Source organism: Pelomonas dachongensis, assembly GCF_043555865.1.
GTDB lineage: Bacteria > Pseudomonadota > Gammaproteobacteria > Burkholderiales > Burkholderiaceae_C > Pelomonas > Pelomonas dachongensis.
In genome coordinates, this window is record NZ_JBIGHY010000003.1 from 436,120 (window position 1) to 448,662 (window position 12,543).

General features: G+C 66.9%; 13 protein-coding genes. 6 read left to right on the forward strand and 7 right to left on the reverse strand.

The window, feature by feature from the left end:
* Positions 1-23 precede the first annotated feature (23 nt).
* Genes ACG02S_RS11055 through ACG02S_RS11065 form a run of 3 tightly spaced genes read right to left on the reverse strand, consistent with a single transcriptional unit; the run spans position 24 to position 2,575 of the window.
* The gene (locus tag ACG02S_RS11055; RefSeq protein ID WP_394470510.1) at positions 24-551 is read right to left on the reverse strand and encodes a chorismate--pyruvate lyase family protein; all 528 of its coding nucleotides are present in this window, start codon (positions 549-551) and stop codon (positions 24-26) included.
* On the reverse strand, positions 552-1,367 hold the full coding sequence (gene proC / locus ACG02S_RS11060) for a pyrroline-5-carboxylate reductase (RefSeq protein WP_394470511.1): 816 nt from the start codon (positions 1,365-1,367) through the stop codon (positions 552-554). It abuts the gene before it with no gap.
* A gap of 20 nt (positions 1,368-1,387) precedes the next feature.
* Positions 1,388-2,575, reverse strand: a complete 1,188-nt coding sequence (locus tag ACG02S_RS11065) for a GGDEF domain-containing protein (RefSeq protein ID WP_394470512.1) — start codon at positions 2,573-2,575, stop codon at positions 1,388-1,390.
* A gap of 88 nt (positions 2,576-2,663) precedes the next feature.
* On the opposite strand from ACG02S_RS11065, the gene ACG02S_RS11070 reads away from it, so the two are divergent.
* Positions 2,664-3,653, forward strand: coding sequence for an alpha/beta hydrolase (locus tag ACG02S_RS11070; RefSeq protein ID WP_394470513.1), 990 nt, complete (start codon positions 2,664-2,666; stop codon positions 3,651-3,653).
* A gap of 3 nt (positions 3,654-3,656) precedes the next feature.
* Here ACG02S_RS11070 and ACG02S_RS11075 read toward each other — a convergent pair whose 3' ends face one another.
* A complete protein-coding gene (locus ACG02S_RS11075; protein ID WP_394470514.1) occupies positions 3,657-4,379 on the reverse strand; it encodes a proteasome-type protease in 723 nt (240 codons plus the stop codon).
* Positions 4,376-5,185 carry a transglutaminase-like domain-containing protein gene (locus ACG02S_RS11080; RefSeq protein WP_394470515.1) on the reverse strand — a complete coding sequence of 270 codons (810 nt, stop codon included), beginning with the start codon at positions 5,183-5,185 and terminating at the stop codon, positions 4,376-4,378. Before ACG02S_RS11080 ends, ACG02S_RS11075 begins: the two co-directional genes overlap by 4 nt.
* A 275-nt stretch (positions 5,186-5,460) precedes the next feature.
* Between ACG02S_RS11080 and ACG02S_RS11085 the strand changes: the two genes are divergently transcribed.
* Entirely contained in the window at positions 5,461-6,075 is a 615-nt protein-coding gene (locus ACG02S_RS11085; RefSeq protein ID WP_394470516.1) for a hypothetical protein, read from the forward strand.
* A gap of 78 nt (positions 6,076-6,153) precedes the next feature.
* A complete protein-coding gene (locus tag ACG02S_RS11090) occupies positions 6,154-6,780 on the forward strand; it encodes a sensor histidine kinase (RefSeq protein WP_394470713.1) in 627 nt (208 codons plus the stop codon).
* A gap of 48 nt (positions 6,781-6,828) precedes the next feature.
* Here ACG02S_RS11090 and ACG02S_RS11095 read toward each other — a convergent pair whose 3' ends face one another.
* Positions 6,829-8,682: an ABC transporter ATP-binding protein gene (locus tag ACG02S_RS11095; protein ID WP_394470517.1), complete on the reverse strand. Its 1,854-nt coding sequence runs from the start codon at positions 8,680-8,682 to the stop codon at positions 6,829-6,831.
* A 720-nt stretch (positions 8,683-9,402) separates the two neighbouring features.
* Between ACG02S_RS11095 and ACG02S_RS11100 the strand changes: the two genes are divergently transcribed.
* The 3 genes from ACG02S_RS11100 to udk all read left to right on the forward strand — a co-directional run bounded on the left by ACG02S_RS11100 (position 9,403) and on the right by udk (position 12,020).
* Complete coding sequence (locus ACG02S_RS11100) at positions 9,403-10,326, forward strand: type IV toxin-antitoxin system AbiEi family antitoxin domain-containing protein (RefSeq protein WP_394470518.1); 924 nt, start codon at positions 9,403-9,405, stop codon at positions 10,324-10,326.
* The gene (locus tag ACG02S_RS11105; protein WP_394470519.1) at positions 10,323-11,180 is read left to right on the forward strand and encodes a nucleotidyl transferase AbiEii/AbiGii toxin family protein; all 858 of its coding nucleotides are present in this window, start codon (positions 10,323-10,325) and stop codon (positions 11,178-11,180) included. Before ACG02S_RS11100 ends, ACG02S_RS11105 begins: the two co-directional genes overlap by 4 nt.
* Before the next feature lie 198 nt (positions 11,181-11,378).
* Entirely contained in the window at positions 11,379-12,020 is a 642-nt protein-coding gene (gene udk / locus ACG02S_RS11110; RefSeq protein WP_394470520.1) for a uridine kinase, read from the forward strand.
* A gap of 72 nt (positions 12,021-12,092) precedes the next feature.
* Here the strand turns inward: udk and ACG02S_RS11115 are convergent, their stop codons facing one another.
* Complete coding sequence (locus tag ACG02S_RS11115) at positions 12,093-12,518, reverse strand: hypothetical protein (protein WP_394470521.1); 426 nt, start codon at positions 12,516-12,518, stop codon at positions 12,093-12,095.
* Positions 12,519-12,543: the final 25 nt, after the last annotated feature.

The window sequence follows — 12,543 nt, forward strand, 5'->3', positions numbered from 1 at the left end:
TCGTAGACAGCTGGAATCGCGTTTCAGGGACGGTGCCGCGCCAATGCCGGCGCGAACAGCTCCATCACGCGCAGCTGGGCGCCGCTGCGGCTGAACACCGAGTTGCGGGACCACTGCATCTGCGCCGGCAGCGGCGTGCCAGTGGCCGCCAGCCACTGACGCGCGGCGTGGCGGCGCGTGTGGCCCTGGCGCGCCAGCCGGCGCGGCCGCAGCTCGCTGCGGCGGATGCGCGGGTCGTCGTACAGCAGATGCGCCAGGGGCAGGTTGCCCAGGCCCTTCAGCGCACGCCAGGGGCCCAGCGTGGCGCGCTGGTGCAGCGCCGAACGCGCCCACACCAGCGGTTCGCCGTCCACGCGCAGGATGACCTCGCGCACCACGGTCAGGCCGCGCCGTGGCAGGCCCAACGCGTCGCGCTCGCGGGCACGGAACGGCGCCACCGCCTGGCGCAGCACCTGCACCTCGAAACGCTGGCCCAGCCGCGCCAGGCGCCGGCTCAGCGAGCCCGGCGCGCGCAACCAGTCGCGCAGGCTGTCGCGGGTGGCAATGCCCATTCAGCCACCAAATTCGCGGCCCAGCTCGGCAGCGCGTTGCTGTGCGGCCAGCACGGCGCGGCGGATGGCCGCGTCGACGCCGTCCGCCTGCAGGGACGTGATGGCTGCGTGGGTCGTACCTCCCTTGCTGGTGACGCGCTCGCGCAGCACCGTGGGCGACTCGTCGGCCGCCAGGCCCAACCCGGCCGCACCGGCACAGGTGGCCAGCGCGAGCTGCCGACCCTGCTCGGCGCTCAGGCCCATGTCGACGGCAGCGGCCATCATGGCCTCGACCATGAAGAAGAAATAGGCCGGGCCCGAGCCCGACAGCGCCGTGACGGCGTCGAGGTCGTCCTCGCGGTCCACCCACAGCGTGCGGCCGGTGGGCGCCAGCAGCCGCTCGACGGTGGCTCGCTCGTCGGCCGACACCGCCGGCCGCGCGTACAGGCCGGCGATGCCCTGGCCGATCAGCGCCGGCGTGTTGGGCATGGCGCGCACGACGCGCCCGCTGCCGCTGGCGGCGGTGATCGACGCGGTCGTGATGCCGGCCATGACGGACAGCTGCAAAGCGCCGTCCACCCAGGCCCGCAGCGGCGCGGCGGCTTCGGCGAACAGCTGCGGCTTGACGGCCCAGACCACGGTGGTCGCTTCGGCCAGAGCGGCATCGCCAGCGGGCAGGGCCTGCACGCCGAACTGCGCGGCCAGCTTGGCGCGCTGCGGCTCGTAGGGTTCCACGACGATGAACTGAGCGGGCGTCATGCCGGCCCGCAACAGCCCGCCAATGACGGCACTGGCCATGTTGCCGCCGCCGATGAAGGCGATCTTGTCTGCACTCATGGGGCGAGTCTAAGGGTGGGTCAAGCCGACTCGGCCACGATGCGGTTGCGCCCGGCCGCCTTGGCGGCGTACAACGCGCGGTCGGCGCGGCGGTACAGGCTCTCGAAGTCCTCGCCGGGCGCGGCGGCCACCAGCCCCGCGCTGAGACTGACGGTGCGGCCGTCGGCGGCCCGCAGCGCCGCGGCGGCCTCGCGCAGGCGCTCGCCGATGCCCACCGCCATGGCCGGCGTGCAGTTGAACATCAGCACTGCGAACTCGTCGCCGCCCAGGCGCCCGGCCAGGTCGCCGTGGCGCAGCGAGTCGCGCAGCAGCGCCGCAAAGCGGATCAGCACGGCGTCGCCCTCGGGGTGGCCGAGCTGGTCGTTGATGGACTTGAAGCCGTCCATGTCGCACACCATCAGGCAGACGGGCAAGCGGCTTGCCAGTGCCTGGGTCAGCAGCACACCGCTGGCCGCCTCGAAATGCGCGCGGCTGGCCACGCCGGTCAGCGCGTCCGTGTTGGCGCGCCGCTCCAGCTCAACGCCGGCGGCCTGCAGCCGCGCCTCGATGCGGCCGTGCAGCATCAGCAGCATGGCCGACACACGCGTCACCGCCGCAGCGATGTTGACGACCATCAGCACCGCCAGCAAGTGGCCGGGCACCGCCCGGTCCGTGCCGACATAGGGCCAGTTCTCCACCGAGCGCCACAGGCTCATCACGACGATGACCGCCGCGCTCAGCGCGATCAGCGACAGGCCCCGGCGCGACGGCGGATCGCCCGTGCGCAGCTGGCTCAGCACGTACTGCCCGAACAGCAGGCCCTGCAGCGTGTTGATGGCGGTGAAGATGACCGAGCGGCTGGCGTAGTCCAGCCCCCCGTGCCATGCGGCATACCAGACGCCGTAACCCAGCACGGCCAGGCCCCAGCGCCAGGCCATGCCAGGCCACAGGCGCCGGCCGAACCAGATGCGCAGGCCCAGCTCCAGCAGCGGCATGCCGGCCAGGAAGGTCAGATTGCCGACCGCCAGCGCCAGCCCACCCAGCGAAGTTGCACTCGCCAGCAAGAGCAGCAATGCGCCGACAGCGAGCATGGCCTCGTTGAGGACCCACCAGCCGAAACCCACCTTGCCGCGCCGGCGCGCGCTGCGCCAGAACAGGCCCAGCAGGGCCGCCATCATCAGGTGGACGACGGTGCTGATCGTGAAGGTGGTCGCGAGGTCGAGAGGCATGCAGCCAGCGATGCTAGCGCGCTGCCTTCGCCCAGGCCGCGTCGCGCGGGCAGCATGCCAGCAACATGGCGCGGTTAACGTCACGCGCATGAGCTACCCCCACCGCCGCACGCTGCTGTTGCCGTTGCTGATCGCCTTGGCCCTGGCCGGTTGCGCAGGCGGCCCCCCGGCGCCCAAGCCCTGGGCCGAGACGGCAACGCGCGAGCTGGGACTGGCGTTGGGCCGCTTCGACGCGCAGGGCCGCAGCGTGCACGTCACGCGCGGCGCCGGCGCTGCGGCGGGCCAGCCGGTCGTCGTGTACCTGCCCGGGCTGGGCCAGGAGGGCGACGCCGGCCAGCGCTGGGTCGCAGCCTGGGCCCAGGCCGGCTACACGGTCCTGGGCGTGCAGCCGCTGCCAGCGGACGCCGCGGCCTGGCGCTCCGAGCTGGCGCGCACCGGCGAGTTCCGCGAGCTGGGCCTGCTGCATTACGGCGACGCGCTGCGCGCCGAGCGCCTGGCGGCACTGCGCCGCCTGCTGCCCGCGCTGCAAACCGCGCAGCCCGGGCTGGACTGGCAGCGCGCCGCGCTGGCCGGCTATGAGACCGGTGCGCAGACGGCGCTGGACGCGCGCGGCGAAGCGGGCTGGCAGGCCGTCATCGCAATCAGCCCGCCGGCCATGCAAGCGCCTGCGGGCGGCACGGCCGCGCTCGTCATCACCAGCGAGCTGGACCAAGACCCGCTGGGCCTCGTGCGCCGTCCGGTCGAACGCCGCCAGGCTTTCGAGACGATGGCGCCAGGCAGCGGCTGGCTGCTGAACCTGGGCAGCATCAACCACCTGGCGCTGTCCGGCACGCTGGCGCCCGAGGGCTGGCACGCGCAGGACCAGCAGCACAGCAAGCCCGCCGGCCGCGGCCAACAGCGCGGCAGCGGCGAGAGCCCGCGCGGACCGCAAGGCGGTGGGGCCCGCGGACCGCGCAGCGGCAGCGTGACCGAGGCGGCACAGGCCGACCTGCGCGAAGCGCTGCGCGACAGCACGGCCTTCCTGGACGCCCGTCTGCGTGGCCGGGCGCTGGACGCGCCGCGGCTGCAAGCGCGGTAGCGGTCACCACACCAAGGCGGGCAGCTCATGGAAGACCCGGCGGGTGCCGGCGATCCAGTGGCTCTTGAGCACTTCGAAATACGCATCGCCGGCATCGAAGCGACGCTTCATGCTGACCTGCAGCGCGTTGCGGGCGTAACACAGCAGGTCGATTGGCATGCCCACCGACAAGTTGCTGAGCATCGTCGAGTCGTAGGAGACGAGCACACACTTGGTCGCGTCCTCCAGGCTGGCGCCGTGCGTGACGGCCAGGTCGAGGATGGGCTTGCCGTATTTCGCCTCGCCAGTCTGCAGGAAGGTCGTCTCGGTGCCGGCCTCGATGAAGTTGCCCTCGGCATAGATACGGAAGAGCCGCATGTCCTCGCCGGCGATCTGACCGCCGAGGATGAACGAGGCGTTGAACTTCAGGCCACCGCTTTCCAGGAAGGGGCCGTCGCGGCGCTCGATGTCGCGCATGGCGTCGGCCACCAAGTTGGCGACGTCGAACATCGACGTGACCGACCAGATGTGCGACGCTCCGGCAGCGGCCCGCTGGCGCAGCACGCCGATCACTGCCTGCGTGGCTGCCAGGTCGCCCGAGCTGAGCAGCACCAGCACACGGTCGCCGGGCTGCTCGAACACGGTCATCTTGCAGAAGCTGGCGTAGTTGTCCACGCCAGCATGGGTGCGTGAGTCGCTGGCGAAGATCAACCCGTCGTCCAGCTTGACGCCGACACAGTAAGTCATGCCGCCACCTCGTCGGCCCAGACCTTGAAGCTCTCCAGCTGGTTGGGCCCGAAGGTGCTCGATAGCGCCACGTCGCTGGCGTCGCGGCCACGGGCGATGAGCACCCGGCCGATGCGCGGCACGTTGTTGCGGGCGTCAAAGGTGTACCAGCGGTCGCCAAGGTAGGCCTCAAACCAGCCGGCGAAGTCCATCGTGCCCCAGGGCTGCGGCGTGCCGTAGTCGCCCAGGTAGCCGGTGCAGTAGCGCGCCGGAATGTTCATGCAGCGACACAGGGCGATGGCCAGATGTGCGTAGTCGCGGCACACGCCCTGGCCTTCGTTGTAGGCCTCCAGTGCGGTGCGCGTTCGGCGTGCATGCTGGTAGCCGAACTCGATGTGGCCGTGCACGAAATCGCAGATCGCCTGCACGCGCGCCCAGCCCGTGGGGCCCTCGGCGAAGCGCTTCCAGGCGATGTCGGAGAGCTGGTCGGTCTCGCAGTAGCGGCTGCCCAGCAGGTAGACCAGGGTCTCCTGCGGCAAGGCCTCGACCGGGATCTGCGGTGCATCGGGCGCGACGATGTCGGGTTGTCCGTTGTCGTTAACAAGGGCATCGGTGCTGAGCATGAAGCGGCCCGCCGGCGCGACGACCCTGCTGCACCAATTGCCAAACAGATCACGGTAGGCCGTCACGGGCACCGACGGATGGGTCAGCAGGTGGTCGGGCCGGACGAGGTCCGACGCACGGGAGTAGTGGATGCTGAGCTGCAGGATCATCGGCGTGGGCTGTTTGCACTGATGAACCATCTCGAATCCAACGCGGAATTGCATGGGAAGTCCCTTGTAAACACCGACGGTGACCGATGCGCTAGCCGCCGTCTGTTCGCTACCGAACACAGCGGCCAGTGGCGGCGTCCCCTACATGGCGCAGGCACCCTGCCCGGCTTCCCGGAGCGTCACTTGGCTGCTGGTTCCGCCCCCCTTGTCAACAAGCTGCTTGGAGCGCTCCACGAGGTCGAATGGCGACGCTGGCAACCGATGCTGGAGCCGGTCGAGCTGCCGCTGGGCCGAGTGCTCTGGCCGAGTGTCCCGTTTGCAGCAACCCGATGTCCAGCCGCCCGCAGCTCGGCGGCGGTGAACCATTGGGTGTACTGAATGCCGTCAAACGCGACCCGCTGACCCTTCCGGTCGCGTGCGTCGTCGTGCTGGCGTTGATCTCCATCAGCGAGGTCGCGTACTGGCAGTCCGCCCACACGCTGGACCGGCTCGGCGCCATGGCCATCGTGACCGTGCGCCTACAGAAACTCCAATGGGGCGTGCTGGGCGCCACCGCGGCGCAGCACCTCGACGCCACCACCACGGTGGCCTCGCGCCAGGCGCAGTCGCTGGCCTGCGGCCGGGCGATGCTGGCGACGGCAGCCGACCTAGCGGCACTGGACGCCTGTTCGGTCAATCAGCCCCAGCCCCTGGCGCTGCTGGCCGACCTGCACCGCATGACGGCGGCCAAGCTGGCGTGGCTGCCGGGCAGCAGTGAGCAGATGAAGGCTATCCGTGCGCTCAGCGCCGAGCTGCTGCAGTACGAAAGCCTCCACGTGGAGGCCGGCCCCAGCAGCCTATGCGTCACGTTGAAGATGGGTCGCATGGGCGTGGCCACGCTCAGCGCGCTGGAGCTGCTCAACTTGTTCATCGCGCTGCGCCAGCGGATGACGTGCTGGAGCTGAAAGTGGCGCAGCGCACGATGGAGCTGACCGAACTGACCCACCACCGGCAAAACGGCCCGCGAGGACGAGCGCGGCCGGCTGGCGCGCGACCTGCACGACGAGTTGGGTGCGTTGATGACCTCCGCCAGGCTCGACGAGGCGCGCATGCGATCGAGGCTGGCGGCCTTGCCGACACCCGCTCCCGAGGCGCTGCAGCGGCTGACCCATCTGACCGCGACCCTGAACCAGGGAATTGCACTCAAACGCCGCATCATCGAAGACCTGCAGCCGTCAGTGCGGCCCCTGCTCGGCCTGGTGTCGGCGCTGGAGATCATGGCTCGCATATTCGCCACCACTTCGGGGCTGCAGGTGCAATGCCAGCTGGAGCAGCTGAACCTGGGCGCACACGCCAACCTCGTGATCTATCGCCTGATGCAGGTAGCGCTGACCAACATCGGCAGTTATGCGCAGGCCAGTCAGGTCTGGCTGGCTCTTCACCGCCGCGAAGGGCTGGTGGAAGCGTCGGTTCGCGACGACGGCGTAGTTTTCAACATGCAGCAGCCGCTGCGCTCGGCCCATGGCTTGATGGGCATGCGTTTTCGCGTCGAAGCAGAAGGCGGCACGATGCGCATCGTGGCGGCGCCGGGGCTCGGCACCCGCGTCTCGGCCACGCTCCGCGAGCAACCGCAACCCCCACTGGACGCACCCATGGCGCCGAGCGCCTGACGCCGGCCCGCACGAGCGGCCTGTGCCGCCCCGAGGATGGCACCCGGCTCAGTCTTCCAGCCCCAGGAACCCGCCGCTCTGGTGCGCCCACAGGCGCGCGTAGATGCCGTTCATCGCCAGCAGCTCGGCGTGCGTGCCCTGCTCCACGATGCGGCCGGCGTCCATGACGATGAGGCGGTCGAGCGCGGCTATTGTTGACAGCCGGTGCGCGATGGCCACGACCGTCTTGCCCTCCATCAGCGTATACAGGCTTTGCTGGATGGCCGCCTCAACCTCGCTGTCCAGTGCGCTGGTGGCTTCGTCCAGCAGCAGGATGGGCGCGTCCTTGAGCATCACGCGGGCGATGGCGATGCGCTGGCGCTGGCCGCCGCTGAGCTTCACGCCGCGCTCGCCGACGAAGGCCTCGAAGCCGGTGCGGCCCTTGGGGTCGGACAGCGACGCGATGAACTCGTCGGCATGCGCACGCACGGCAGCGCGCTGCATGTCGTCCACGCTGGCATCGGGGCGGCCGTACAGGATGTTCTCGGCCACCGAGCGGTGCAGCAGCGAGGTGTCCTGCGTGACCATGCCGATGTGGCGGCGCAGCGAGTCCTGCGTGACGGCGGCGATGTCCTGGCCGTCGATGAGGATGCGGCCGCCATCGGCCGGCAGGTCGTACAGGCGCAGCAGCAGGTTCACCAGCGTGCTCTTGCCGGCGCCGCTGCGGCCCACCAGGCCGATCTTCTCGCCGGGCTTGATGGTCAGGTCCAGGCCCTCCACGACCACCTTGCCGTTCGGGTAGGCAAAGCGCATGTTCTCGAAACGCACCTCGCCGCGCGGGACTGTCAACTCGGCTGCGCCGCTCGCATCGGCAATCGCCTGCGGTTTGCTCAGCGTGGCCAGGCCGTCCTGCACGGTGCCGATGTGTTCGAACAGCGAAGCCATCTCCCACATCACCCAGTGCGAGATGCCGTTCAGCCGCATCGCCATCGCCGTGGCAGCCGCCACCGCGCCCACGCCGATGGCGGACACGCCCCACAGCCACAGCGACAGCAGCGCTGTGCTGCCGACCAGCAGCGCCGACAGCAGCGCGTTGACGACCTCGAAACCTGTCACCAGGCGCATCTGGCCGTAAGCCGTGACCATGAAGTCCTGCATCGCCGACTTGGCATAACTGGCCTCGCGGCGGCCGTGGGCGAACAGCTTGACGGTGGCGATGTTGGTGTAGGCATCGGTGATGCGGCCCGTCATCAGGCTGCGCGCATCGGCCTGGGCCTGGGCGATCTTGCCCAGGCGCGGCACGAAATAGCGCAGCGCCACGAGGTAAAGCGCCAGCCAGACTGCAAACGGCGCCATCAGCCAGGCATCGAAGCTCGCGACGATGGCGACCATGGTGCCGAAATAGACGGCCACGTAGACGAGGATGTCGACGACGATGAGCCAGGTGTCGCGCACCGCCAGCGCCGTCTGCATGACCTTGGTGGCAATGCGCCCGGCGAACTCGTCGCCGAAGAAGGCCAGGCTCTGGTCCAGCATGCGGCGGTGGAACAGCCAGCGCATCCGCATCGGGAAGTTGCCGAACACGCCCTGGTACTTCATCAGCGCCTGCACCCCCGCCAGCACCACGCTGACGCCCAGCACACCCAGCAGCAACAGCACGACCGGCTGCGGCTTGGACCACAGTTCGGCGGGCTGCATGCCGGACAGCCAGTCCACCAGCGACGCCATCAAGCTGAAGAGCAACGCCTCGGCGGCCGCGATGCCGGCCGTGAACAGCATGACGACGACGAGGTGCTTGCGAACGCCATCGGCGCAGCGCCACAGGAAGGGGAAGAACTTGCTCGGCGGGGCGGTGCCGGCAGGTTCGGGATAGGGGTCGACGAGGCGCTCGAAGCGGGCGGCCAGGGGTTGGAGCAGGGGCATGCCGCTAGTGTCGCCGGGTAGCGCTGTCAGGGCGTGGCAAGAGCGTGAAGCAGCGGGCGCGTGAGAGGCCGGGGGCGGGAGCTCAGGCTTGGTCGCCGCAGTGCGGCGCATACGCCGTGGCTGCTGGGGAGGTGGTCGAGCAGCCGCTTTGCGGCGAGTGCGGTCTCTCGCTCTTTCAAACTCAACGCCCGAAAGCTGCTGTTCAACGTGCGAGTTCAGCGGGCGGTTAAGCCGTCCGCTGAGTGAAAGGTTGGGCGGCTGAAGAGGTGTCATTCATTGCACAGGCAAGTTGTGTCCGTGTATAGCGAACGAACTCCGAGCCGTCTATACAATGCGTCCTTAGGACGCATTGTATAGACGGTGAGAAAATCCGCAATGCATCAACTCTTCAGGGAGGGCAACCAGTTTCAGCGTGTCGTATTGACAAGTTTCATAGGAATGACTAAGCTGCGTCCTAAGGACGCAGCTTAGTGTTTACATGTGTAACTTTGGCGACACTGCAGACTCACCAACTGACCCAGCTCGGCTTTATGCGAAAAAGTGCTGAAAGCAGCACACCACTTGAAAAATCATTTTAAAATTTTGCTAGCCTAGCGGTAGACTGCGTCCTTAGGACGCAGTCTACCGCTTGATAAACAATTTGAAATTGCCTTCAACGATCTCCCCTACTTGAAAAGTTTTATTGAACCATCTACCATGCGTCCTTAGGACGCATGGTAGATGGTTGAAAAACGGCAAATTTCGATTCCAGCAGCATTGGCGCAGGTGCTAGGGCAGCGCGGAGCTTTGGTAGTGACTCGCTATGAGCTTGCCCATCTGGCCTGGGGCATCTACAAGCAGTCAAGTCACGATGGCACGCCCTTGCGAAACCACAAGACGCAGCTCGACCGCGCAGCATTCAGCCGGATCGAGGCCAAGTTGGTTGCGAACGGGGTGCTGCAACCCATTCCAGGCGTTCCTGAAAACGCGGCATACGTACTTGTGGGGGCCAACATCTCAGACGCCCGCGTACTTGCCTGCGCAATTGATCCCTTCTGCTACGTCTCGCACCTGAGCGCCATGGAGTTCCATGGCATCACAGACCGGATGCCTGAGCAGCTCTATATATCAACGCCTGCAACAGCAAAGTGGAGGTCCTTCGCTCAAGATCGGATGCAGCGCGACCTTGGCGAGGACTACGCCGACTACACCCGCGCCGGATTGCCGGCAGTGCAGCGAAGCGCGTTCACCAAGCTGAACAACCGACCGGTGCATCTCTTCAAGAGTCTGCACCTCGGCGCTTATCGCAACTTCAAAGAACAGCGTCTCCGCGTTGCCACCCTTGGCAGAACTTTCCTCGACATGCTGCGCGAGCCTTCTCTGTGCGGAGGTCTCAGCCATGTGCTCGCGGTGTTCAAGGAGCATGCTGCCGCTAATCGCAGACTGATTCTGGATGAACTCGATCAGCATGGCGCAGCCATTGACAAGGTGCGTGCTGGGTGGGTGCTGGAGCAAGTAGCCGGGCTCACAGACTCGCGAATCGATGCCTGGGCCGCCCTTGCGCAACGCGGAGGCTCTCGCAAGCTAGATGCCAGCGCTGATTACAGCTCCTCGTTCTCAGAGCGGTGGGCACTGTCGATCAACACACCGATGCCAACCGAATGAACATCGACCTAGAGGCCTGGGTGGACGCTGAAACCGATCCCCAACGCCGAGAGTTCCGGCAAGCAGTACGACTCATCCTGCGCGCAGTGGCGAACTCGAATGATCTCGCACCACTGATGGTAATGAAGGGCGGCATCCTGCTAGCAATTCGCTACAAGAGCGCCCGGTTTACGAAAGATGTCGACTTCTCTACGCAGAGACGACTTCAAGAGGTGCATCTGCCAGCCCTAATCGCTGAAATTGAAGCTGCACTAGGTTCCGTGAGTTCAGACAATGAGTACGGCCTGGCCATCGGACTGCAGTCGCACGCAATCAATCCGAAGAATCGTCCAGACAACGATTTCCCGACACTTCAACTGAAGATTGGCTACGCGAATCGAGCATCAAACAACGAAATGCAGAGATTCGCCAACAAGCAGTCAGCGAAGGCTGTCCAGATCGACTACAGCTTTAACGAGTGGGCATCCGAAGTTGAGCGCAACGATGTCGACGGTGGCGCACTGACGATGTACGCTTATCACGATCTGATCGCCGAGAAGTTGCGATCAGTTTTGCAGCAGCCAATCCGTAACCGCTCACGATTTCAGGACATCTATGACCTGTGCCTCCTGTTGGAGTGCACCTCACTAGACGATGGCGATAGGCAAACCGTCCTAGAGAAGTTGCACTCTGCTTCTGCGGATCGGCAGGTGCCCATGAACTCCTCGGCCATGCGAAACCCAGAGGTCAAAGCCCTGTCTGCCAAGGACTACCCTTCTGTGGCCGCACTCATAGCGACAAAGCCGCCGGAGTTTGAAGTCGCATACAGCACTGTTCAAGCCTTCTTTGAGAGCTTGCCTTGGCCGAGCGAGTGAGCTGGCGGCGGCGCCGTGCGAAGCCCATTGGACTCGTTACCCGCAGCTGAGGAGCCGCAAAGCAGTCGTTGGTGAGAAACAGCAACCAGCCTTCAGCAGCCGGTCAACTGCAAGCCCGCCGGCCGCCCCCGCAAACGCTCAGCCTCCCCAGGCCACCCTGTAAATTCTCGGCCTTCTCCCCAGCCCGTCCCCGACCTCATGCCCAAGTCCCAACACAAACCTTTCGTCATCGGTGTCGCAGGAGGCAGCGGCAGCGGCAAGTCGACGGTGACGCGCCAGGTGCTGGCCGCCATCGGGCCGGACAACGTGGCGGTGGTGATGCAGGACGACTACTACCGCGACCAGTCCCACATGCCGCCGGAGGACCGGCGCAAGCAGAACTACGACCACCCGGATGCCTTCGACTGGCCGCTGATGGCGCAGCACCTGGCCGCGCTGCGCAAGGGCGAAGTGATCGCCATGCCGGTGTACGACTTCGCGGCCGACAACCGCTCCAGCGACACCATCACCGTGAAGCCCGCACCGGTGATCGTCGTCGAGGGTCTCTTCGCCCTGTACGACGCCAAGCTGCGCAACATGATGTCGCTGAAGATCTATGTGGACACGGCCTCGGACGTGCGCTTCATCCGCCGGCTGCAGCGCGACATCTCGGAGCGTGGCCGCAGCACCGAATCGGTGGTGAACCAGTACCTGGAAACGGTGCGCCCCATGCACAAGCAGTTCATCGAGCCGACCAAGCGCAATGCCGACGTGATCCTGCCGCACGGCGCCAACGGTCCTGCGGTGGACATCATCACCACCAAGGTGATGAGCCTGCTGCACGAGGGTGGCCGGGGCTGAGCCCCAGGCCGCCGCATCACCGCTTCGGCGCCGCGCCCCGCAGCACCGCGCATCAGGGTCAGCGGCCGGGGCTCACTGACTGGCCGCCGATGCCGGCGGCGCGACCGGCACGGGCACCGTGACGCCCGGCGACAGCGAGATCTCATCCACCACCGTGACGCCGGTGACGAAGTGGCGCGTCTCGCCGAAGCAGGCGGACGGCAGGCCCACCTTCTGCTCATAGTGGAGGTTCACGCGCTTGCCCATGACCTTGTTGATGGCCTGGGCCGTGGCCTCGTCGTGCACGGTGAAGTAGAACTTCTCGACGGTCGCGCTGCCGGGCAGCGACACCAGCGCCTGCTCGCCCTCCCAGGTCTTGCAGATCCAGCCCTTGCGCGAGAACTTCTGCACCCAGCCGGCGCGCTCGCCCTCTGCGTAGCTCCAGTGCCAGGCGAACGCGAACCAGGCCGCGATCAGCAGCAGCAGGGCGACGACGGACAGGGCGATCTTGAGGCGCATGGCGGGTCAGGCGTGGGGGCAGGCG

What these genes read in the sequence shown, in the direction of transcription:
- proC (WP_394470511.1), bottom strand. Translation starts at nt 1,367, where the DNA reads ATGAGTGCAGACAAGATCGCCTTCATCGGCGGCGGCAACATGGCCAGT.
- ACG02S_RS11075 (WP_394470514.1), bottom strand. Translation starts at nt 4,379, where the DNA reads ATGACTTACTGTGTCGGCGTCAAGCTGGACGACGGGTTGATCTTCGCC.
- ACG02S_RS11085 (WP_394470516.1), top strand. Translation starts at nt 5,461, where the DNA reads ATGTCCAGCCGCCCGCAGCTCGGCGGCGGTGAACCATTGGGTGTACTG.
- ACG02S_RS11105 (WP_394470519.1), top strand. Translation starts at nt 10,323, where the DNA reads ATGAACATCGACCTAGAGGCCTGGGTGGACGCTGAAACCGATCCCCAA.
- ACG02S_RS11115 (WP_394470521.1), bottom strand. Translation starts at nt 12,518, where the DNA reads ATGCGCCTCAAGATCGCCCTGTCCGTCGTCGCCCTGCTGCTGCTGATC.
- ACG02S_RS11070 (WP_394470513.1), top strand. Translation starts at nt 2,664, where the DNA reads ATGAGCTACCCCCACCGCCGCACGCTGCTGTTGCCGTTGCTGATCGCC.
- udk (WP_394470520.1), top strand. Translation starts at nt 11,379, where the DNA reads ATGCCCAAGTCCCAACACAAACCTTTCGTCATCGGTGTCGCAGGAGGC.
- ACG02S_RS11065 (WP_394470512.1), bottom strand. Translation starts at nt 2,575, where the DNA reads ATGCCTCTCGACCTCGCGACCACCTTCACGATCAGCACCGTCGTCCAC.
- ACG02S_RS11100 (WP_394470518.1), top strand. Translation starts at nt 9,403, where the DNA reads ATGGTTGAAAAACGGCAAATTTCGATTCCAGCAGCATTGGCGCAGGTG.
- ACG02S_RS11080 (WP_394470515.1), bottom strand. Translation starts at nt 5,185, where the DNA reads ATGCAATTCCGCGTTGGATTCGAGATGGTTCATCAGTGCAAACAGCCC.
- ACG02S_RS11055 (WP_394470510.1), bottom strand. Translation starts at nt 551, where the DNA reads ATGGGCATTGCCACCCGCGACAGCCTGCGCGACTGGTTGCGCGCGCCG.
- ACG02S_RS11095 (WP_394470517.1), bottom strand. Translation starts at nt 8,682, where the DNA reads ATGCCCCTGCTCCAACCCCTGGCCGCCCGCTTCGAGCGCCTCGTCGAC.